At 62.9% G+C, this 21,844-nt stretch carries 18 protein-coding genes; 6 read left to right on the top strand and 12 right to left on the bottom strand.

What is annotated here, in order from left to right; genetic code table 11:
- The first annotated feature begins 155 nt into the window (after window positions 1–155).
- Window positions 156–1,442, top strand: a complete 1,287-nt coding sequence (locus XALGPE39_RS11745) for an NAD(P)/FAD-dependent oxidoreductase (protein WP_045728342.1) — start codon at window positions 156–158, stop codon at window positions 1,440–1,442.
- A gap of 441 nt (window positions 1,443–1,883) precedes the next feature.
- Here XALGPE39_RS11745 and XALGPE39_RS11740 read toward each other — a convergent pair whose 3' ends face one another.
- The 6 genes from XALGPE39_RS11740 to XALGPE39_RS11715 all read right to left on the bottom strand — a co-directional run bounded on the left by XALGPE39_RS11740 (window position 1,884) and on the right by XALGPE39_RS11715 (window position 7,129).
- On the bottom strand, window positions 1,884–2,246 hold the full coding sequence (locus XALGPE39_RS11740; RefSeq protein ID WP_045728341.1) for a hypothetical protein: 363 nt from the start codon (window positions 2,244–2,246) through the stop codon (window positions 1,884–1,886).
- The gene (locus XALGPE39_RS11735; protein WP_045728340.1) at window positions 2,243–2,803 is read right to left on the bottom strand and encodes a polymer-forming cytoskeletal protein; all 561 of its coding nucleotides are present in this window, start codon (window positions 2,801–2,803) and stop codon (window positions 2,243–2,245) included. The genes XALGPE39_RS11740 and XALGPE39_RS11735 overlap by 4 nt, the downstream gene beginning before the upstream one ends.
- A 108-nt stretch (window positions 2,804–2,911) precedes the next feature.
- Window positions 2,912–4,603 (bottom strand): diguanylate cyclase, encoded by a 1,692-nt coding sequence (locus XALGPE39_RS11730; protein WP_045728339.1) that lies wholly within the window; start codon window positions 4,601–4,603, stop codon window positions 2,912–2,914.
- 147 nt (window positions 4,604–4,750) lie between these two features.
- On the bottom strand, window positions 4,751–5,104 hold the full coding sequence (locus XALGPE39_RS11725; protein ID WP_045728338.1) for a hypothetical protein: 354 nt from the start codon (window positions 5,102–5,104) through the stop codon (window positions 4,751–4,753).
- A 385-nt stretch (window positions 5,105–5,489) separates the two neighbouring features.
- A complete protein-coding gene (locus XALGPE39_RS11720; protein ID WP_012917000.1) occupies window positions 5,490–5,831 on the bottom strand; it encodes a hypothetical protein in 342 nt (113 codons plus the stop codon).
- 122 nt (window positions 5,832–5,953) lie between these two features.
- Window positions 5,954–7,129 (bottom strand): thiolase family protein, encoded by a 1,176-nt coding sequence (locus tag XALGPE39_RS11715; RefSeq protein ID WP_045728337.1) that lies wholly within the window; start codon window positions 7,127–7,129, stop codon window positions 5,954–5,956.
- A gap of 212 nt (window positions 7,130–7,341) precedes the next feature.
- Between XALGPE39_RS11715 and XALGPE39_RS11710 the strand changes: the two genes are divergently transcribed.
- Window positions 7,342–10,176 (top strand): autotransporter serine protease, encoded by a 2,835-nt coding sequence (locus XALGPE39_RS11710; protein ID WP_045728336.1) that lies wholly within the window; start codon window positions 7,342–7,344, stop codon window positions 10,174–10,176.
- A 155-nt stretch (window positions 10,177–10,331) separates the two neighbouring features.
- Here the strand turns inward: XALGPE39_RS11710 and XALGPE39_RS11705 are convergent, their stop codons facing one another.
- Together XALGPE39_RS11705 and cysK are read right to left on the bottom strand one after the other, a co-directional pair.
- Window positions 10,332–11,432: a Glu/Leu/Phe/Val dehydrogenase dimerization domain-containing protein gene (locus tag XALGPE39_RS11705; RefSeq protein WP_045728335.1), complete on the bottom strand. Its 1,101-nt coding sequence runs from the start codon at window positions 11,430–11,432 to the stop codon at window positions 10,332–10,334.
- Between the two features lie 415 nt (window positions 11,433–11,847).
- Window positions 11,848–12,807, bottom strand: coding sequence for a cysteine synthase A (cysK, locus tag XALGPE39_RS11700; protein WP_045728334.1), 960 nt, complete (start codon window positions 12,805–12,807; stop codon window positions 11,848–11,850).
- 381 nt (window positions 12,808–13,188) lie between these two features.
- Between cysK and XALGPE39_RS11695 the strand changes: the two genes are divergently transcribed.
- Window positions 13,189–14,172 carry a LysR family transcriptional regulator gene (locus XALGPE39_RS11695; protein WP_045728333.1) on the top strand — a complete coding sequence of 328 codons (984 nt, stop codon included), beginning with the start codon at window positions 13,189–13,191 and terminating at the stop codon, window positions 14,170–14,172.
- 21 nt (window positions 14,173–14,193) lie between these two features.
- Here the strand turns inward: XALGPE39_RS11695 and XALGPE39_RS11690 are convergent, their stop codons facing one another.
- On the bottom strand, window positions 14,194–15,393 hold the full coding sequence (locus XALGPE39_RS11690) for a HAMP domain-containing sensor histidine kinase (protein WP_045729176.1): 1,200 nt from the start codon (window positions 15,391–15,393) through the stop codon (window positions 14,194–14,196).
- Between the two features lie 260 nt (window positions 15,394–15,653).
- Between XALGPE39_RS11690 and XALGPE39_RS11685 the strand changes: the two genes are divergently transcribed.
- The 3 genes from XALGPE39_RS11685 (at window position 15,654) to XALGPE39_RS11675 (ending at window position 19,597) form a co-directional block, all read left to right on the top strand.
- The gene (locus tag XALGPE39_RS11685) at window positions 15,654–16,064 is read left to right on the top strand and encodes a DUF2946 family protein (protein ID WP_045728332.1); all 411 of its coding nucleotides are present in this window, start codon (window positions 15,654–15,656) and stop codon (window positions 16,062–16,064) included.
- A gap of 72 nt (window positions 16,065–16,136) precedes the next feature.
- A complete protein-coding gene (locus XALGPE39_RS11680) occupies window positions 16,137–18,191 on the top strand; it encodes a TonB-dependent receptor (protein ID WP_045729175.1) in 2,055 nt (684 codons plus the stop codon).
- Window positions 18,192–18,202: 11 nt separating this feature from the next.
- On the top strand, window positions 18,203–19,597 hold the full coding sequence (locus XALGPE39_RS11675) for a PepSY domain-containing protein (protein WP_045729174.1): 1,395 nt from the start codon (window positions 18,203–18,205) through the stop codon (window positions 19,595–19,597).
- A gap of 231 nt (window positions 19,598–19,828) precedes the next feature.
- Here XALGPE39_RS11675 and XALGPE39_RS16080 read toward each other — a convergent pair whose 3' ends face one another.
- The 3 genes from XALGPE39_RS16080 to XALGPE39_RS16495 form a co-directional block, all read right to left on the bottom strand.
- Complete coding sequence (locus tag XALGPE39_RS16080; protein WP_162836129.1) at window positions 19,829–19,978, bottom strand: hypothetical protein; 150 nt, start codon at window positions 19,976–19,978, stop codon at window positions 19,829–19,831.
- Between the two features lie 135 nt (window positions 19,979–20,113).
- On the bottom strand, window positions 20,114–21,520 hold the full coding sequence (locus tag XALGPE39_RS11670) for a trypsin-like peptidase domain-containing protein (RefSeq protein ID WP_045728331.1): 1,407 nt from the start codon (window positions 21,518–21,520) through the stop codon (window positions 20,114–20,116).
- A 19-nt stretch (window positions 21,521–21,539) separates the two neighbouring features.
- The coding region (locus XALGPE39_RS16495; RefSeq protein ID WP_235429800.1) for a hypothetical protein at window positions 21,540–21,844 on the bottom strand (305 nt) is incomplete at its 5' end.

The following is a 21,844-nucleotide window of genomic DNA, read 5'->3' as shown; positions in this document are numbered from 1 at the left end:
TCTCCTGTAGAGTTTGAACGGCGCTACGCGCAACGAGGGTCTTGAGTGTCTACGGAACCCTGGGCGTATCAAAGATCGATAATCGATGGCGAGCGAGATGGGTGTCGCAAGGTAGCAAGGGGAGTAATTGGAGTGTGTGTCTTGATTGAATCCCGATGACGCGCGCGATGCAGATCGCCATCGTCGGCTATGGGACGGCGGGCCAGACATTGGCGTTGCTGCTGGCGCGCGATGGTCACCGAGTGCAGGTATTCGAGCGTGCGCCGCAGCCGGGTCCGGTCGGCGCTGGCTTCCTGCTGCAACCGACTGGGTTACAGGTGCTGTGGCGGCTTGGTCTGCTTAAACAGGTGTTGGTCTACGGCGCCCCAGTGCGGCGTCTGTATGGCGAGACACCCGGTGGCCGTGCGGTGATGGACATCCGCTATCGCGACCTGGATGCGTGCCTGTTCGGGCTGGGCATGCAGCGCGGTGCGTTGTTCGCGTTGTTGGCTCAGGCGTGGGATGGCTACGCCGAGCTGCAGCGCGACACGCAGATCGTGGCGATCGATGATGGCCTGCGCCGGGTCCAGGATCAGCGCGGTCACTGGCATGGCCCGTTCGATTTGGTAATCGCCAGCGATGGCGCAGCCTCGGCGCTGCGTGCACAGGTGCAGGGCACGCGCTTGGATCGCGCCTATCCGTGGGGTGCATTGTGGTGCCTGTTGCCACGCGGCGACTGGGCTTTCGCCGATGAACTGCGCCAGCGCTACGTGGCCGCGCGCAAGATGATCGGCTTGTTGCCGGTTGGCACACGACCGGGTGATGCCGAGCCGCGCTTGAGTTTCTTCTGGAGCTTGCCTACTGCGGATTTCGACGCCTGGCAGACGCGTGGCATGCCCACCTGGTTGGAGGAGGTGGCGCAGTTATGGCCGCAGGCGCGTGAGCGTCTGGCGCAGGTGGAGGTGCCGACACAACTGGCACGCGCCAGTTATCGCGATGCGGTGCAGCGGCATTGGTACCGTGGCCGTCTAGTGTTGGTTGGCGATGCCGCGCATGCGATGAGTCCGCAACTTGGGCAGGGAGTCAATATGGCGCTGATGGATGCCTGGACGTTGAGCGTCTGTCTGCGCGAGGCGCCGGATCTGGATGTGGCGCTGGCTCAATATCAGGCACAACGTCAGGCGCATGTGGCGGTCTACCAATTCTGGAGCCGTTGGCTGACGCCGCTGTTCCAGTCCGAGCGCGACCTTGCCGCGCGTGTGCGTGACATCGGCCTGCTGCCCGCAGGGCGCCTCCCTGGTGGCCGTGGGCATATGCTGCGTGTGCTCACGGGGACCCAGCGTGGTTGGTTCGGCAAGCTGATGCTTGAGCCGGAATTCTTGCAGTCGTTGAGCGAGGCTGCAGCGTCTTTACCCAGCATCGCGATGATCCCGGATGCGAGCCCCGTCGAGCCGATGCGCTGAGTTGTCTACAGTGCAGTTGTGATGGCAGAGCCCTGGTTCCTGATCACACAGCGTAAACGCGCGGGCAAGGTCGTGGCGAAATCGCCTGGCGACGGCAGGGCATCCACCAATGCAAGTTCTGCATCTTCGCCGCAAGTGAGTAGGCGTTCTTACGGCAGTACCCACGTGATGCCGGCGGTGAACTACGAAAACATTGGCGTAGCGTCATTCGCCGACCCAGCCAGCACCTACCAACGTGCGTTTAAGTGGTGATCTTAGCTGCCCGCACAGCAGATGTTCGCTGTGCGGGCTGATCAATATCCTTTGGCTCAGGATGCAAGGCCCCATTTTTCGTTTGTTTTTTCCGGGCTCGGCAATGGCGGTGCCTGCTCCTTTGCCAACAGGGCATCGCCGTGGTTTTGGGCTATCACTATGCGTCCCTGCGGATGGCACCGCTCGCTCCTAGAGTTTCCCCCGTTTGCCGTTCTTCACTGGAGTCGCCTCCACCGATAGGGTGAACGTGCGCTCCTCGCCATTGAGCATGGCTCCGACCCCGACCAACTGGCGCTTGATCTCCTCGCCGCGGCCGTTGCGAATACTCACCAGCACGCTGTACTCCCACGCGGTGCCATCTGCGGGATGGCGGATGGTGCCGTCTACGCGCAGCGGTACCATCGCCGACGGTGCCGATTGCTGCAGCACCGCCGAGTCGAAGCGCAAATGATGCTTGCACGCCGGGCAGACGCTGGCACTTTCCAGGATCGTGGCCCTGCAGTGCGGGCAGGTCCGGGTCGCCCCCGGGGTACCAGGACGCGGACTACTCATGCGCCGGTGTCAGACTCCGTGGCCTTGGCCGACTTGCGGCCATGCTTGTCGTCATCCCAGCCAAAGTCGGCCTGGCCGCGCATCCGCGAGCCAGCGGCGACAGTCAGTGAGCCGGCTTTCACATCGCCGATCAGCACGCCGGAAGCCAGCAGTTCCACCCGCGAAGCCGATTCGATATTGCCTTCCAATTCGCCCGCAATGATGACCTTCTCGGCGCGCACGCCGCCGCTCAGCTTGGCGCCGGTTTCGATGGTCAGATCGCCTTGCACGTTGACGTCGCCCTTGAACTTGCCGGCAATACGAATATGGCCGCTGCCCTCGATCTTGCCTTCGATACTGATGTCGGCGGCGATCAGCGATTCCTTGGCTGCCGGTGCCGCTGAGCGGACAGGGGTAGGGGCGGGGGTTGGTGTGGGAGCGGCTGCCGTAATGCTGGTCAGCGGTTCGTTGCTGAGTGCGTCGCTGGCGGGGTGTGAATCCGCTGGCACGGCACCGTTGCCGGGGACGGGGGGGAGGCCGTCCTTGCGCGTTGAACTCTGATCTTTCCAAATGGACATGGTGGTCGTCTCCAGTCGGGGGAAGACGCCACTATGGCTGCTCTATCGAGTCAATTTTGTGACTTTTATCGCCAATTGACGCCCTCGTCACGCCCGTGAAAGCGCGGTTCAGCCGGTGTCATCCAGCGCCGAATCGTACTGTTGCACCTGGTTGCGACCGCTGCGCTTGGCCCGGTACAGGGCCGCATCGGCTTTGCGCAACAGGGTCGTGGCGACGGTGCCGTCGCGTGAGTAGCTGGCGAGTCCGATCGATAGCGTGACCCCAGGTAATGCTTTGCCGTCCAGATTGGCATTGATTTGTTCGGCGCAGGCACGGATGTGCTCGGCGATTCCCAGTGCTGCTTCTGGGCTGGTTTCGGGCAGGATCACGGTGAATTCCTCGCCGCCGTAGCGGCAGGCGATGTCTTCGCCCCGCAGTCGCGAGGACATCATCTGCCCGACCGCCGCCAATAGGCTGTCGCCGCCGCTGTGGCCATGTAGGTCGTTGAATTGTTTGAAGTGATCCACGTCCAGCATTAGCAGCGACAGTGGCATCGAGCGGCGTTCGCAGCGGGCCAGTTCGTGTTGCAACGACTCTTCCAGGTAGCGGCGATTGAACAGGCCGGTGAGCGGGTCGCGGATCGATTGCAGCCGCAGCGACTCGCGTAGGCGCAGATTGCTCAGTGCCAGCGACAACTGCTCGGCCGCGGCTTCGACGATGGCGATGCGCGGCAGTGGGCCGGGGCCAGAGTCTGCCAGGAAGATGAAGCCCAACTGCGTGCCCTGCGCCGACAACGGAATGCAGGCGGTACTGGCGCCGATGCTTTGTGGGTCGTCGCGCATGTGTGCGCATGCCGAGTCGTGCCGCTGTGCGTTGACGAAGTGGCTCTTGTCGCGGCGTAGCGCCCAACAATCCTGCGGTGTCACCATCGCTTCGCTGCGCACTGGCGACTGCCCCCAGGTAACGACCTGCTCGGCTTTGTCCCGCGAGGCACGCAGCAGGTAGATACTGCCGCCGCTGTCGGGCATCAATGCGGCAAGCAGGCGCGCGGTGACCGTCAATGCCTCGGTCGGATCTATGCAGCTCTGTAGCAGGCCAGAGTAGCGGCTGAGTGCATTGAGATCGGCGCTGGTGCGCTCCAGTTCCAGGATGCTGGCACCCAGCTTTTCGTTGGCGACCAAAGTGGCCTGTTCGGCTGCGCTGCGGTTGCGCAATTCGCGGAACAATAGCGAGTAGACCATGCAGACGCCGCCCAGGCCCAATGGAATGCCGGCCAGCGCCAGACCCAATAGCAGGTCGGTACTGCGCTGGTTGGAGCGATCGCGGCTTTGCAGCAACCGCTGCTCCAGTTCGATCATCTGCTGCATATGATCGCGGATTACGCTGGAATTATGGAAAACTTCCGTGCCCATCGACTGCTGCAGGCCGATGAAACCTGCGCGCTGGTACGTGTCGAGTAACTGCCGCATCTGCGCCAGGCGTGTGTTCACCAGTTGCTGAAGGACGCGGAGGTTGGCGATTTGCACCGGATTGTCGGCCACCAACGCGCGTAATTGTGCCAGTTGCAATGGCACCCGCTCGGTGCTGTCGTGATAAGCACTCAAATAGGCCTGGTTGTCGGTGAGCTCGTATCCGCGCAACGAAGATTCGGCCCGCAGTAGTGTGGACTGCACCTCGTCGATGTTGCGCAGCACTTCGTGGGTATGCGCGACCAGTGCGCTATTGGAAATGGCGTGTTGTGCTCCGGAAAATACCCCGAACCCGATCACCACGAATACCGTGGCGGATAATAGGAGAGCAACGCGGGTCCTGGCACGCAAACGATGAAGAGTCGGGCTTGGCAAGGTGAGCGCTCCGCGTTAACCGTCTTCGGGCCGTATCACGAAAAAATGCCGCCTAATGCTGGCCGCCGCAGATAAGGCGACGCTACCTCGTCCGTGCTGCTGAAGGCGGGGCGAGGGAGCAGCTCAGTGCCGCTCTTTGTGAGCGTTATGCGGATCTGCGTCGGCGTTTTCGCGGGCTTTTTCGGCAACTTTCTTTGCCGCTTCGGCGGTGGCCTCGCTGGCATCGGCGGCCATCTCCTTGGCTGCGGCCGTGGCATCTTGCACCGACTCGGAGTTGGCCGCGCGATGCGCGGCGTCGCGGGCGTCGGCAGCGACCTGGCGTCCGGTCTGCGCGACCTGGTCTGCGGCTTCCTTTGCGGCTTTACTGGTTTCCTCGGCGGCGGCCTTGGCGTCGCGCTGGGCTTGTTGTGCTTCCGGGCCTTGGCAGGCGGTCAGCGTCAGCACGGCTAACACGGTCAAAAATGTGATTTTGTTCATGCGCGTTCTCTGTCTACATGGTGCCTGATGCAGCATGGTTGCCACTGCATGCAGTCTGCGTCAAGGCGAGGTGTAGGTGCGTGCTCACATTCAGAAATCTGTGTCGCCGTAGGCAGGTCCTGGTACAGATTGATCCGGAGTGCGTCAGCATGTCGCTGAGCGGATTGGTGGCGGCGTTGCCGTGGTTGGCGTAATGGTCGATAGCGAACGCGTGGTGCGAGGTCGATGCCAACGAGGATCGCGTGGCAATTTTTGTTGCTGCCGCAAAGCTGTTGCAGTAGCCCAGACGATAGCGGCTTCTGTGGATCGGTATTAAATTGCCGGGCAAAGAAAAAGCCGCTGGTGAACCAGCGGCTTTTTCAGATGCGCCTGAAGCGAGAAGTGATTACTTCTTGGCCTTTTCGGCAGCTTCCTTGGCCTTGTCAGCAGTTGCTTCCGCAGCCTTGGCGGTGTCGGCAGCCTTGTCGGCAGCGGCTTCGGTCGGGGCAGCGGCGGCGGCAGCCGAGGCATCGGCAGCAGTGTTAGCAGCGGTCGCGGCGGTGTCAGCAGCGGCCTGAGCGGCGTCTGCGGTCGGGGCAGCGGCAGCAGCGGACTGGTCAGCAGCAGCCTGCGCTTCGGTGGCGGACTGGTTAGCGGAAGCCGCGGCGTCCTGGGCCTGCTCCTGCTTCGAGCACGCGGCCAGGGCCAGGCCTAGCGCCATTGCGATCAGCAGCTTGTTGATGCTCATTGTGTCTATCCTCGTCGTTTAGTTAGGCAACGCGCGAGTGCGCGCCCTTCACATGATGACAAGCCAAAGTCGGCTGTCAAGCGTGTGCGCATTCATTTTTGTATTGCAGGGGTTAACTCTAATTAAATCAATTCGATGGCGACTGCGGTCGCCTCGCCACCGCCGATGCACAGGGTGGCGATGCCGCGGCGGCCGCCGCGGTTGCGCAACGCATTTAGCAATGTCACCAATAACCGTGCGCCTGACGCGCCGATGGGGTGGCCAAGTGCGCAGGCCCCGCCGTTGACGTTGACCTTGGCTTGGTCAATGCCAAGTTCCTTGATTGGTACCATTGCCACCACGGCGAAGGCTTCGTTGATTTCGAACAGATCGACCTGATCCAGGCTCCAGCCGACTTGGTCGAGCAGCTTGCGGATCGCGCCGACCGGTGCGGTGGTGAACCATTCCGGTGCCTGCGCGAAGGTCGCGTGGCCGGCGATACGCGCCAGTGGCGTGATGCCGCGTCGTGCGGCATCGTCGCTGCCGAGTAGCACCAGTGCTGCCGCGCCGTCGGAGATGCTGGAAGAACTGGCGGCGGTGACCGTGCCATCCTTCTTGAACGCTGGCTTCAAGGTCGGAATTTTAGCGATGTCGGACTTATCCGGTTGTTCGTCGCTGGCGATCTGCACTTCACCCTTACGGGTGGGGATGCGCATCGGAACGATCTCGGCATCGAACGCGCCGTTACGCTGCGCGGCCTGTGCACGGGTGACTGATGCGATCGCGAACGCGTCCTGGTCCTGGCGGGTGAAGCCGAACTTCTCCGCTGTTGCTTCGCCGAACACGCCCATGGCTTGGCCGTCGTCGGGATTGGTCAGGCCGTCCCAGGCCATATGATCGATCGCTTGAAAATTGCCGTAACGGTTACCGATGCGCGAATTGGGCAGCAGGTGCGGCGCGTTGCTCATCGATTCCATTCCGCCGGCAACGACGATGCTGGCCGAGCCGGCCTTGATCAGATCGTGGCCCAGCATCACCGCCTTCATGCCCGAGCCGCAGACTTTGTTGATGGTGGTCGCGCCGGTGGCGTCGGATAGGCCGGCTGCGCGCGCGGCCTGCCGCGCGGGCGCCTGGCCGAGGTTGGCCGGAAGCACGCAGCCCATGATGACTTCAGAGACGTCGACAGCGGCGATGCCGGATTGCTCCAGCGCGGCGCGGATGGCGGCGGCGCCGAGCGTTGGCGTGGGGACGCCATTGAACTGGCCCAGGAAGGCACCGATGGCAGTGCGCTTGGCCGCAGCGATGACGATCTCGGTCATGTCAAACCCTTGGGGGATAGGTGGTATCGATTATCGGTCGCACTGCGGCTGCTGCCAATGCCAATCCGAGTTTGGATTGTGCATCGTCGCGAGTGTGCCATTTCGGTGTAGAGTTCGTTGCGGTTCACGTGGGGCGTTGGTTGTTGTTAATTGAGCGACGACTCAATATCAGTGCGCGCATTGACGCGCGGCTCAGGGCATAGGGGAACAACATGCGGACATTGATGGCGCGGTCGCTGCTGGCGGCCGCTGTTGCAGTTGCGTTGACTTCTTGTGGTGGTGGGCATGGCGGCGGCAGTCCCATGATCCACGGCGGTAATCCGCCGCCTAACTCGCCACCACCACCTCCTCCTCCTCCGCCGCCGCCGCCGCCGCCGCCGCCAAATTCGCCGCCGCCACCGCCACAACCGGCGTTCGACGCGCATCTGGTGCTGACCAATGCCTTGACGGCACAGGCGGCCGGCTACGACGGTAGCGGCTATCGCATTGGCGTCGTCGATACAGGGGTCAACCGCGACCATCCGGCGTTGGCCGGACGTGTGGTGTCTAACTTTGTGTACGTCGATCCGTCCAAGAACAACGTCAACGTTGACGATGTCGTCGGCCATGGCACTACCGTCTCTCAACTCGCCGCTGGTAAGCCAGTCGGTGCCTGGCCGGGCGGCATCGCGCCAGGCGCACAGATCGTGTCGGCGCGCATCATCTCCGACACCCAGCCCAAGGATGATGGAAGCGGCAGTGGCAATCAGGTCAGCGGTGGGCTCGGCTTAAGCGGCGTGCACCAGGATCTGATCAATGCCGGGGTCAAGGTGATGAACAATTCCTGGGGCGGGGTCTACTGGACCGATCCCAACGCGACCAACGCGATCGCCGATGATTACCGTCCGTTCGTACATAGCAACGGCGGTTTGGTGGTGTTCGCGGCGGGCAACGAGTCCAAGGCCACGCCGTCTGACATCGCTTCGTTGCCGAGCCAGCCTGGACCTGGCGGGACGCTTCCGGCTGCAGACCTGGAGCGCGGCTGGCTGGTGGTGGCTGCAGTGGATTCGACGACCGGGACGCAGTTAGCCTCCTATTCCAATGCCTGCGGCGCGGCGATGCGTTATTGCCTGGTTGCGCCAGGCACCGAAGTGTTCGTCGATCCGAAAGCGACCACGTCCACCTCCAGTCCGAGCTACTACTACGGCAGCGGTACCTCGTTCGCGACTCCGTTGGTATCCGGCGCGGCGACGCTGGTTTGGCAGGCCTTCCCGTACTTCACCAACGATTTGGTCCGGCAGACCCTGCTCGGCACCGCCACCGACCTGGGCGCGCCTGGGGTGGACTCCGTGTTCGGTTACGGCCTGCTCAACATCGGCAAGGCGGTGAAGGGGCCGGCCCGGTTCGACTGGGGCGATGTCACTGTCTCGTTCGACGGCAGTTCGACCTGGGCCAACGATATCTCCGGTAGTGGCGGTCTGATCAAGCAGGGCAACGGTACCTTGACCTTGAGCAGTGCGCAGAACACCTACAGCGGCGATACCCAGGTACAAGGTGGCACGCTCAGCGCGGCGAGCCTGGGCAACTCGAACGTGGCGATCAGCAATGGCGCCACTTTCATCGGGACAGGGGCGCTGGGCGGCAATGTCGTCAATGCCGGTACTTTCCAGGTCGGGGCGGCGGTCTTGAGCCTGAGCGGTAGCTACGTGCAGGCCAGCAATGGTCGGTTGGCCCTGTTGGTGGGCGACAAGCTCTCGGCCGGCGGCACTGCGACCTTGCAGGGCGGTGCGTTGTACGTGCTGGGCAAGCACGACTACGTGGCCAATAACACCGCTTACAAAGTGTTGGAAGCCAGCGGTGGTTTGACCGGTACGTTCGCGTCGGTGACCTCGCCGTCGAACGTGTTTGTGACCGCGTCGCTGTCCTACGATGCCACCAGTGCTTCGATCACGCTGCAGTCGTTGAGCGTCACCGCAACTGCGGCTGCTTTCGGCGTCAACAATGCGGCCACCCTGGCCTCGGCCAGCCGTGTGGATGCGGCGTTCGCGCGACTCAATACGCAACTGCAGAAGGCACCGGCGACGGTCGATGGTGACTTGTTGAAAGCCGCTGGCGCGGTACAGCAGTCGCCGACGGTGGCGGCGGCCACGGCAACCTTGCGCAGCCTGTCCGGCGAAGCCCACGCCGCTGCCGGTGCGATGACATTCGACACGATGGATCTGCAGCGGCGCGCACTGTCCAGCCGGTTCGATCTCTTGGTCGCGCGGCCGCGTGCGGTCGGTGCCTGGAGTCAGCAACTGGGCGAGACCGGGCAGGGCAGCTTTGCCGGCAGTCAGTTCCAGTTCGATGGTTGGCTGATGGGGCAGGATATGCGCCTGGGCGAGCATACTGTGGCTGGTGTCGCCTTCGGCGAGAGTCACGCCAACGATGCCGGTCGCCTGGATCGTAGTCGCAATCGTCAGGTGCAGGGTCAGGCGTATTTCGGTGCGACGTCCGGCAACACGTATGCGTTGGCGCAACTGGGTAGTGGACAATACCGCCGCCAGCTCGATCGCAGTCTGTTGCTTGGCGATAGCGTCGCCGATGCGTCCAGTCGCTATAGCGGGCGCTTCCTCTCAAGCAGTGTCGAGATTGGTTATCGCCTGGGCCGTGGTCCGGCTTGGCTGACGCCGTATGTCGGCGCCGACTACAGCCGTATCGACAGCGATGGTTTCCACGAGCAGGGCGGTGACGGATTCGGGCTCATGGCCGATGCCGCGTCTTCCTCGCGTAGCCAAGCGCTGGCGGGTCTGCGCACTGGCGTTGGCGGCCATGGCTGGTCGCTGCAGGGCTATGCCGAGTGGCAGCAGACCCTTGCCGCGCAGGGATTGGATCGCCAGGCCCGCTTTGTCGGCGTGGACGCGTGGGCGCCGTTGGTCGATCTGCAACCGGCACGCGCTGGTGGTCTGTTCGGCGCGAGCCTGCAGACGCACTGGAACACCTCGGTCCTCGGGCTGGGCTACGACCAACGCTTCGGTCCGCGCGGCGACGATCACGTGTTCTCGCTGCGCTACCGCCTGGGGTTCTGACCCCGGGCGGCAGTGCGCTGCCGAGGGATTTGGGGCGCGTTGTTCCGGTGCGGACCGTGACAATGCGTCGGCGTACCGGCGCGTGGGTCAAGATGCTTGTGGTCACCTCGGTCGGCCGCGATACGGCCGAGGCTTTGTGTCATGGGCGGTGCGGATTATTCGCCGCGCAGATGCCCCATCGAGCGCGGTACGGTGCGGCCCAGTGGGAGTTTGAGTTTGCCAATGGCCTGCATGCGTGCTTCGGCGATGCGGTCGGCAGCCTGTTGCGTTGGGATATTCTCGCGCTCGGACAGGTCGAAGATCTTGCCGAGGTTGTGGTACATGCTGCGGATCAGGCGCATCGCGCGTTCGCGGTTGTATCCGTCGATCTCCAGCGACACGTTCATCACGCCGCCAGCGTTGACCGCGTAATCCGGCGCGTAGAGGATGCCGCGGCGATGTAGTTCCTCGCCCACGGCGGCGCCGGTCAATTGGTTGTTGGCGGTGCCGCAGACGATCTTCGCCTTCAATCGTGGCAGCTTGGCTTCGTCGATGGCGTTTTCCAGCGCGCACGGTGCCAATACGTCGGCAGCGACGTCGTAGATTTCCTCGGGCGTCACCGCTTCGGCACCGTATTCGGCGACTGCGCGCTCGACCAGTGCCGGATCCAGGTCGGTCACGTACAGCTTGGCACCGCGTTCCTTCAGCAGCTTCACCAGCTCCATGCCGATGTGACCCAGGCCCTGCACCGCGATGCTGATCCTGCCGATTTCTTCGTGGCCGAATTTACGTTGCAACGAGGCCAGCAGCGCCTGCAGCGCACCGTAGGCGGTGAACGGGGCCGGATCGCCGGAGCCACCGTGGACCTGATGCACGCCGGTGACGTATTCAGTCTCCAGGTAGATCTGCTCCATGTCGTTGACGTCGGTGCCCACGTCCTCGGCGGTGATGTAGCGCCCGCCCAGTGAATCCACGTAGCGACCGAAAGCGCGCAGCAGCACCTCGGATTTATCGGTTTTCGGATCGCCGATGATCACGGCCTTGCCGCCGCCGATGTTCAGTCCGGCCAGTGCGTTCTTGTAGGTCATCGTGCGGCTGAGCCGCAGTGCGTCCTGCAGCGCCGATTCGGTGGTGGCGTAGGGACGCATGCGCACGCCGCCCAGCGCGGGGCCAAGGACGGTGTTGTGGATGGCGATGATCGCTTTTAAGCCGATATCGCGGTTGTGACAGAAGACAACTTGTTCGTGGCCGCTGGTGGCAAGTGTTTCGAAAAGCATGGGGGCTCCGCTGGCGTTACAGGTGTCAAATACCGTGTTTCCAGGAACTTGCCTAGTTTAAGTGGCGCAAAACGAAAAACGCGACGGTTTCGGAACTGGCCCTGATCGTCGCGGTACGACATCTTAAATCAATTGTGCGCCGATGTAATGACCCGCTGAAATCCTGCGCGGGTGTCACGTTTCGCAGCAGGCGCCGATGACTTGAGTCATGCAGGGGAAGCAGATCAAACGTTGGATTGACCGGCGCAAGTTGGCGGTCATGGTGGCGCTTTGCCAAGTCAAGCCGAAGCGGGCACAGGCTAGCGGCGATTGGATCTGACCCCGCTGCGGATCGAGCGGGCATCGGCATCTAACCAAGATGGGCGGTCCTGCGTGTTGCATGCCGCACTTGTGGCATGCAACACGGTTGATGCGATTACGGCAGCCCGGCCAGCCAGTCGTCGTCGCTGCCTTCGTTGATGTCGGCGAACAGCGGTGTGGAGAAGTAGCGCTCGCCAGTGTCCGGTAGCATCGCCAGAATCACCGCGCCGGGCGTGGCGGTTTCGGCCACCTGCAATGCGGTGGCGACGGTGCCACCACCGGAAATGCCGGTGAAAATGCCTTCCTCGGCGGCGAGGCGGCGTGAGACTGCGATGGCTGCGTTGTCCTCCACGCTCAGTACCTCGTCGTACACCGAGCGGTTGAGGACTTCGGGGATGAAGTCGGGTGTCCAACCCTGGATCTTGTGCGGTTTCCATTCCTGGCCTTGCAGCATGGCCGCACCGGCCGGTTCGCTGGCGATGATGCGCACCTGCGGGCGTGCGATGCGCAGCACTTCGCCGACGCCGGTCAGGGTGCCGCCAGTGCCCCAGCCGCTGACGAAGTGGTCCAGCCGGCGGCCGGCGAAATCGCGCAGGATCTCCGCAGCGGTGGTGTTGCGGTGGTAGGCGGGATTGGCCGGGTTGGCGAACTGCCGTGCCAAAAACCAACCATGTTCCTTGGCGAGTTCTTCTGCTTTGCGCACCATACCGCTGCCGCGTTCGGCGGCCGGGGTCAGGATCACCTTGGCCCCATAGGCGCGCATCAACTTGCGCCGTTCGATCGAAAAGGTCTCCACCATGGTCGCGACAAACTTGTAGCCGCGAGCGGCAGCGACCATCGCCAGGGCCACGCCGGTGTTGCCGGATGTCGCTTCGACGATGGTGTCACCGGGTTTGAGCAGGCCGCGCGCCTCGGCGTCGAGCACGATCGCCAGGGCAAGGCGGTCTTTGACCGAGCCGCCAGGATTGAACGCTTCGACTTTGACGTACAGGCTGATGTGCGTCGGTGCCAGCCGTTGCAGCTTGACCACTGGCGTGTGGCCGATGGTGTCGAGGATGTTGTCGTAGATCGCCATGTGCAGTGTCTCCGAAAGGGGGCGGGTCAGGCGGTGTGCATGAGCGGCGCCGCTAGCCTGCAGATGCGCCCGCGACATGGCCACAATCCTTTGTTTCCGTGCCAATGCGCTCTCGGGCAGTCTATCCGGCGCGGCCTTGTGGTGCAGGCCCAGCGACTGCGCATGGTCATGATTGTGGCAATCACAGACGGACGCATGCTGAAGCGTAATACGAGAGATCGGGAGCGCAACGAGATAGGCAAAGCAGCCACGACCTTAGCGTGCGTGCCTGATGGCGGGAAATCATCTTCTGTCCGGGCATATTGCCTTCGGTTATGAGTTGAGGCTGATTTCCACTACAGTCGTGATTCCTCCACCAGATGTCGTCTTGCCTTTGTTCCGATGACGCTGATCCAACTGCGTTACCTCATCGCCATTGTCGATGCCGATCTGAACATCACGTTGGCGGCGGCGCGCGTGCATGCCACGCAGCCAGGGTTGTCCAAGCAACTCAAACAACTTGAGGACGAGTTGGGTTTTCTGTTGTTCGTGCGCAAGGGGCGTAGTCTGGAGGCGGTGACTGCGGCAGGCCGGGAGGTGATCGCGCGCGCGCGCGCGGTGCTGGCCGAGGTCAACAATATCCGCACCTATGCCGCTAACCAGTGCCGGCAGAGTCAGGGCCAGCTCACCCTCATCACCACGCATACCCAGGCGCGTTTTGTGTTGCCGCCGGCGGTGGCGAGGATCAAGCAGCGCTATCGGCAGGTCAGCGTGCATTTGCAGCAGGCGGCCGAGAGCGCTGCGCTGGATCTGCTGAGCCAGGGGGATGCCGACATCGCCATCGTCAGCACGGCAGGCAATGCGCCGGGTGCTGGTATCGCGGTGCCGTTATACCGTTGGCGGCGCCTGGTGCTGGTACCGCGCGGACACTCGTTGGATGTGCCGACGCGCGCGCCGGACATGGCGGCGTTGGCGGCGCAGCCGTTGATCAGTTACGAATCCTCGGTCCGTGCCGAATCTTCGTTGCGGCGCGCATTCGCTGGCCTTGGCTTGGAGCCGAGTATTGCGTTGACCGCGCTCGATGCGGATCTGATCAAGACCTACGTGCGTACCGGGCTGGGTGTTGGCTTACTGGCGGAGATGGCAGTCGGTGCCAACGACACGGATCTGCGTGCATGGCCGGCGCCGGCGGAGATTCCCGAATGCATCGCCTGGGCCGTGCTGCCGCGTGATCGCGTGTTGCGTGACTATGCCTTGGAGCTGGTGCATGCGCTTGCTCCGCAAATCGATACACGTGACCTGCGCCGGGTCATGAAGGGCAATCAACCGCCGGATTGGCCGTTGCCGCCGCGCTGGGAAGCACTGACTCAGGCCCGCATCGACTGAGGTGGTGGCCGCGTTGGTGGCTCAGCGTTCGGTTTTTGCTGGTAGCGTCACTGTGAAACGGCTGCCGTGCCCTTGGCGGCTGCGGACTTCGACGTTGCACCCGAGGGTGTCCGCTGCCCGGCGCACGATCCATAGACCAAGGCCTAGTCCATCGCTGCGCGGATCGGCCTGACGGAAGGCTTGGAACAGCGTGCGCAGGCTGTCTGGATCCATGCCGATACCGCGGTCGATGATCTCCACGGCCACCGTGTCGCCGCGCCGACGGCAGCCGATCAGGACTTTGCCATGCGCGGTGTACTTGACTGCATTTCCGATCAGATTGCCCAACAACGTGGACAGCAGCGGCGCGTTGCTGTGTACGCGCAGCGTGGTCGGCACGTTGCGCAGTTGCACTCCATTGGCTTTGGCCTGGGGACGCCAGGTTTCCAGGATCGGCGCCAGCACTTCGGCCAGGGGCAGGGTGTGCAAGGTCGGCAGGCTGAACTCGCCGCTAGCCGCGCTGGTGGCCAGCGTATCCAGCCCGGTCGCCACCTGGTTCAAGGCGGCGCGGGCGGCATCCAATGGCAACGCGCCGGCGTCGCCGAGCTCGCGTTGTACCTTGGTCAGCGCATAGGAGGCGGTGCGTAAGGGCGCTTTCAGGTCGTGGCCGGCGATGGCCAGCAAGCGACTGCGGTAGTGGTTGGACTCTTGCGCCAGATGCAGCGCCTTGCGCAGTTCCAGTTGTGCCATCGCCTGCCGTGCCAATGCGCGCAGTGCTTCGATCTGTTCGTAGGAGAGGTGCCGTGGGCGATGGTCCAACACACACACTGTGCCCAGGGGGAGGCCGTCGGAGGTCTTCAACAATGCGCCCGCGTAAAAATGCAGGTGCATCTCGCCGGTTACCAGGGGGTTGTTGGCGAAGCGTGGGTCTTCGCGTGTGTCCGGCACCAGCAGTAGATCGTCTTCCAGTAGCGCATGCGCGCACATGGAAATGGTCAGCGGGGTTTCCCGTATGCCCAGCCCGACCTCGCTCTTGAACCATTGCCGTTCGCTGTCAATCAGGCTGACGACAGCGATTGGAGCTTGGCAAATCAGTGCGGCCAGCCGGGTGATATCGTCGAAAGCGGGTTCGCGTGGCGTATCCAGGATCGCGTAGCTGTGCAGTGCATCCAGACGCAGCACTTCGTTGTGCGGCTTGATGGCGCAATGAACAGGGAGAACGGCGGATTCGTTGGTGGACATACGGCGCGGTCCGACGGCATAGGGATCCAAGTCTAGGGTATCGGGCGCGGTGCTGCTGGCATCGCGCCCTGGGTGACTCGCGCGGGTGGTCTGCGTTTCGTGCTGGTCAGGCCATACGCCAGCGGATGCTTCGTCTCACGGGTGTCGGTGAAGCGCGGATGCACGCCGTGTTGTGTGGGGAGCGCCGATAGGCGGTTGCCGCGCAGGCTGCGACCACGCGTCGCGTTGGCGTGCTGGTGAGCGTGGACTAGACTGGGATCATGTTCCGTTTCCGCCAGCCATCGTCCTTGTGTGCCGCCCTCGCCGTGTTGGCGGTCGGGTTGTTGCTGCTGGCGCCGTTGATCAGTCGTTACCAGCAGGCGCTCTCAAGTGAAGTGACGTTGCAGGGCCAGGCGTTGTGTACCAGCAGCGGCCTGCGCCTGCCGGGGCTTGCGGGCAGTGTGCTAGCGGCGCAGGACGAGGACGGGCATCACCATGACGCTGGGCTGGCGCACGCGCCGGCTTGCGATTACTGCTTGTTGGCCGCGCGTCTGCTGCCGTGGGTGGCGCTGTTGCTGGCCTTGTTGCCCTGGCGCTGCAATCCGGCTCCGGACGTGGCTGTACGCAGTGTTTTCGCTGCGGCCGATCTGCGTTGCGCACATCCCGCACGCGGCCCCCCGCTGCTCTGTTGATCCACAGGTTGATTGTTTCCGTGCTGCGACCTCGTCGTGGCACGTTCTTCCTTTGTATCGATGGAGTTATCGATGATGCGTTTTCTTTCCATGCCGACGGCGGCGTGTTGTTGTGTCTGTGTCGCGGTGGTCGCCCCTGCTCATGCCGAGGCCGACGCGCCGCCAGTGGCTACCGGCGACTCCGTGTTGACGTTGGGCAAGGTCCAGGCCGCCTCGCCACTCGCCGTTGGTTCCAGTGCGCGCAACGTGTTCAGTTCCGTGGACATCCTCGGCGGCGATCTGCTGCAGGATCAGCAGGTCGATAACACGGCGTTACTGCTGCTGCGCGCGCCTGGTGTGCAAGTCACTCAGTTCAAAATGGGAGTGGAGGGCGGTCGGTTTTCTTTCCGTGGTTTCAACGGCGAAGGCCGGATCAATGCGGTCAAGTTGCTGATCGATGGCATTCCCAGTAACGACAATAATGGCGCCATGCCGTACCTGGATGCGGTGTTTCCGTTGGAGATCGCCGCGCTCGAAATCGTGCGCGGCACCAACGATCCGTGTTATGGCCTGAACGCCATCGCCGGCAGTGTGGAAGTGCTGACGCGTAGCGGCGGCAACGATGGCCATGCCAGCGTCACCGTCGGCAGTTTTGGTACCCGCGAGGTGCAGGCGCTGCAGGGCATCGAGCACGGCGGCTGGAGCCAGAACTACTTCGCCGCCTGGCGCGATAGCGACGGTTATCGCGATCATGACGACGCGCGCAAACGCGCGTTCGCCGGCAAGTGGTTCTATACCGACCCGGATGCGCGTTGGCGTGCCGGGCTCAGCGCGCGTTACTACGACGATGCGGCATTGGAGGCAGGGTATCTGGATGCCGCCACCGCGCAGAGCGCGCCGCGCAGTTCGCCGTATTACGCGCGCGATGACCGTAGCGCGCGTCAGATTGGGCAAGTCGGGCTGCACCTGGATGCGCGCCTGAGCGATACCGTGCAGAGCAGTACGACGCTGTATTGGAATCGCTACCAGAACCGGCGCTGGGTGCGTTTCACTGCGGCGAGCGTGCAACAGGAGCGCGATACCGACGAAACCCAGCGTGGCTTCCTGAGCAAGCTCAGTTGGGTGCCGCAGGTGGATTGGGCGGAATCGTTCGCGCTGGAGGGCGGAGTCGATGGTCAATGGCAGGACAGCACCTCGCAGCGCTATCGCACTGTGGCACGGGTACGCACGATGCCATTGCGCGACTGGGATTTCGACCTGCATACGCGTGGTGCCTACGTGCAGGCGGTGCTGCGCCCGAGTGCGCGTTTGCAACTGGTGCCCGGTTATCGTGTGGATTGGGTAGGTGGGCAGTTCCGCGACCTGTCCAGTGGAGCGCGTTATCCGACCTATGCCTACGGCACCATCCGGCAACCCAAGTTGAGCGCGGTGTACAAACTGACCGAGCAAACCAGTGCCTACGCCAACATCGGTCGCAGTTTTCAGATCGGCAGCGGCAATGGTGCCTATCGCACCCAGGCGCGCAATCTGGGGCCGTCGTTCAACGACGGCTGGGAGACTGGAGTGAAGTTCGTCGGTGCGCAACAGCGTTGGGACGCGCGTGTGGCCTACTGGGAACAGCGTGCCTCCGACGAAGTGGCCACGATCTTCGGTGTCAACGGCAGCGTCGGCACGGGCGAGGTCGGTAACGTCGGCAAGACCCTGCGCCGTGGCTGGGACGCGCAATTGAACTTGCATCCGAACGAGCGCTGGATGCTGTGGCTGGCGTATTCGCGGCAACGGGCGCTGATCGAGACCCCGGACCCGAGTGCGCCGATGACACGTGGTAAAGAGATCGAAAACGTGCCGCACTTTCTGGCCAGTGCCGGTGTCGACTGGCAGGCGACATCACGTTTGAAGCTCTCGGCATGGGGCAATGCGCAGGGCGATTACTACGTGGAGCGCAGCAATACGCTGGGTCGCTACGGCGGTTATGCGTTGGCCAATTTGGGCGCGAGCTGGGACTTGGGTGCGCAGCGCGAGATTTCCGTGCAACTGAAGAACCTGACCGACCGCCACTACGTTTATGTCTGGTACGACAGCGGTTCCTCCGGTCAATCGCCCGGCGACGGCCGCGCCCTGTACGTCACCTTGAGCTGGGGTTGGTGATGACACGGGCCATGATGGCGGAGGTTGTACCAACCGCGCGGTTTTACCGTGCGGTGTGGCGCTGGCATTTTTACGCTGGCTTGCTGGTGCTGCCGTTTCTGATCTGGCTGGCGCTGACCGGTGCGGCATTCGTCTACCAGCAGCCGATCGACGGCTATTTCCATCGCGCGCTGAAGACCGTGATGGTGCCTGCTGACGCACACGCGTTGCCGCCGCAGCGGCTGCTGGATGCGGCGTTGGCGGTGCAGCCTGGGCAGGTGTTGCGCTACACCACGCCGGTACGGCCCGACGCTTCGGCGGAAGTGACCATTGCCGCCGCCGATGGGCGTCACCTGGTGGTGTACGTGGATCCGTATCGGGGGCGGGTGTTGGGGCGTTTGCCCGAGCACGGCACTGTGTCCTGGACGATCCGCCGCTTGCACAGCCTCGACTACGTCGGCTGGTTCGCCAGGGCGTTGATCGAAGTGGTCGCGGGCTGGGCGATCCTGCTGGTGTTGACCGGGATCTATCTGTGGTGGCCACGCGGGCGTCGTGGTGGTGTGACTCATGTACGTGGACGGCCGCCACAGCGGCGGTTCTGGCGCGATGTGCATGCGCTCACCGGTAGTGTCGTCGGCGCGATGCTGTTGTTTTTGGCGCTGACCGGATTGCCGTGGTCGTGGTTCTGGGGCGCGCAGGTCAACCGGCTCGCCAATGGCCATCACTACGGTTATCCGGCCGGGTTGCGGGTGGATCTGCCGATGTCCACACAGCGCCTGAGCGAGACCGAGGTGCCCGCCTGGTCGCTGCGTCAGGCGCGCGTGCCGGAATCGATATTGCCGTCAGCCGTGCCAACGACTGCGCATGCGATGCGCCGGGCCGAGGATGCAAGTGCCGCGATGACCCTTGCCCGCCCGCCCGCTACTGCGATTGGTCTGGACGCGGCAGTTGCCCGCTTTCGAGACCGCGGCATCGCCGCCGGTTACAGTGTGGCCTTGCCGCGTGGTCCTCGCGGCGTGTACACCGCTTCGGTATATCCGCCGGATTTGGCGCAGCAACGCGTGATTCATCTGGATCAGTACAGCGGCAAGGTCTTGCTGGATATGCGCTACGCCGACTATGGCCCACTGGCCAAGGCACTGGAGTGGGGCATCAACGTGCACATGGGCCAGGAGTATGGCGGGTTCAATCAGGTGGTTTTGATTGCCTCTTGCCTTGGCATCGTGTTGCTGTGCGTGAGTGCCGTGCCGATGTGGTGGAAGCGGCGTCCAGCCGGTGCGCTGGGTGTGCCGCCACCGCCTGACCGGCGCACCTTGCGCGGTGTGATTGCGTTGTTGGCGCTCGGCGGTGTGCTGTTCCCGTTGGTCGGCCTGTCTCTGATGCTGATGCTGGCGCTGGATTGGTTGCTGGTGTTGCGGCACGAGTGAGCGCACGGGCGATGGGGGCGTCACTGCTTTCGCAACGGTTCCGTTTGCGCTGTGGCAGGGAACTCGTTGCGATCTGCCATGCTGGAAGTGCGCGATGGTCGCAATAATCAGCAAGTCGCTCAGTCCGCTTCTCGTGCAGTTCTTGCATGTTGACAGCGTCCAGCGACCGAGCGCCGATGTCTTGCGATAGCGCGCGACGTGGTGCCGATGGCACCGGATCCAGCTTGCGCATCAGGTGCTGCTGTCGGGCGTCTCGCTGGTGTTTGCGGTAGCCTTGGCGGCATCACGCGCTTCGCGTTTGCGCGCATCTTTCTCGTCCTGCTGTTTCTTCTTGGCCAGTTCGCGCTGACGTTTTTCAAAGGAGTAGTTGGGCTTGGCCAAGTGATGTCTGCTTGTCGGTGGGAGAGAGGCAGTGTACTCGCTACGCGATTGGCGGGGTGAGAAAACGACAGGCGGCCAAGTTGAGGCAGCCTGTCCTAGTGCAGCAACAACAGTGCGGTATGCCCGGTTGCTGGCTTACCTGCTCAAGTATGTCCGAATGGATGGATACACGTCCGAGAAACGCGAGTAGTAATCCGGCTCTTTCGGCGTTTTGCAGGACGAGCCGCCATCGAACAGGCCGCCACGTAATTGGTAAGCGCCGTTATCTTTGACGGTGAACAGGGCCGAGCCGGACGAGCCATCCTCGGTGACACCGGCCTTCCATTCCACCCGGTACAGCGGCGACTTGTTTTCGAATGAACGGGACAGGGCGGTCACGTTGCCCAGCGAATATTTCTTCACGTCGCCTTGGGGATGGTGGATGCCGATGATCGGAGTGCCGGTCGAATAGATCGGCTCACTGCTCCATCCGGCGAAAAATGCTCCGCTCGGCGGCGCGGTTTTCAGCTCCAGCAAGGACACGTCGCGGGTATCGTTGGTGTAGCGCACATAAGCACCGCCGCTGAGCGTGGCGTATTCCGGATTGATCTTGGAACCATGACAGGTGGTGGCGTCGTAGAACCAGTAGGTCTGCAGAGTATTGGCGACATCCTGGGTGCTGATGCAGTGGGACGCAGTCCAAAACAGGAACCTCTTCGGCGTATTGCGGTTGTTGAGCAGCGTGCCGGTGCAGGTGAAGGTGGAGCCGTCTTGATTGGTGATCAGCATGCGTGCCACCGACCTGGTGGCCGTGATGAAGCCGGGTGTCGGATGGGTGCGGCAGGCGAGGTCGTGCTCGCATGTACCGCTCTCGCCGCTCATTGGCTGCATCATCGCGTCGTTGGCGACAGGGCTGATGTCCATGTGCGATACCTTCGGTATCTTCAGTGCGAAGTTCTGTGGAGACTGGCCTTTGGCTAGTTCGATCTCCACCACCATGCGTGCGCCGGCGACCACAGCCGACCACCCAGGTACGCTGCCGGCGAAATCGCTGCCATTCTGCGCGAACACGCGACCATCCTGGCCAGCGAAGCGTAGCGTCGCTTGGCGCGGATCGCCTGGCTGAGTGCCGCTGCCGCCCAGTTGCAGCGCCACGCGCAGCGCTGCGGCATCGGTGGAGGTGATCTCGAAGCTGGTTACATGCGCGCCGTTGGACAGTGTTTGCCAGTTGAGATGGCGCAAGTCGATATCCGGTTTGACGATATCGCGGGAGAAGCCGATTTGCAGTGGCTTTCCCTGTTTGCTTTGTTGTGCGCGTAATTGCCGAATTCTAGCGGTGTTGACGCTGTCGGGCGCGGGCAATGCGATCAGGGTGGGTGTGTGCGTGCTATCTGCGGCGACGCTGTGCAGTTCCGCTCCCCCCAGCATAGCTGCGTTCGGTGTGGTGTGGACCGGCACGGAATCCATCTCGTCGGCCAATGGGGGAGAATTTGCGATAGCCGTGAAAGACAGGCCAGCGATGCTGGCGAGCAATGCGATAGACAGTACACGTTTGCGATTCATGGATCATCCTGATTGCTGATTACGTCAGTCGGAGGTGGGGCCATCCGGTGCGTTGCCCGATGGCTGCCATTGCTGTCGCTATTTTCAATGTGCGTTTGCAGCCTAAGTCAGTCCTCGTCGCGATGGTATTTTGTGGGCACATTTTTGTGTCCTTCGCGTTTACGGAACGCGTCAAGCGATTGGGCGAAGCCTTGAGGCTGGACGCGTTGACGATGTACTGGCCTTCGTTGGCCAGTAAATGCAGGTTGCGTTTAGAGCGTGTTATGAACTTTGAAGTAGAGACGTTGCATTTCCAAGCATGAGGATGGAGAAGACGACGAAGTG

The sequence above is a fragment of the Xanthomonas sp. GPE 39 genome, assembly GCF_000963005.1.
Taxonomy (GTDB): Bacteria; Pseudomonadota; Gammaproteobacteria; order Xanthomonadales; family Xanthomonadaceae; genus Xanthomonas_A.
Note: the sequence above shows the minus strand (reverse complement) of the source record. Positions and strands in the feature narration are given on the sequence as shown.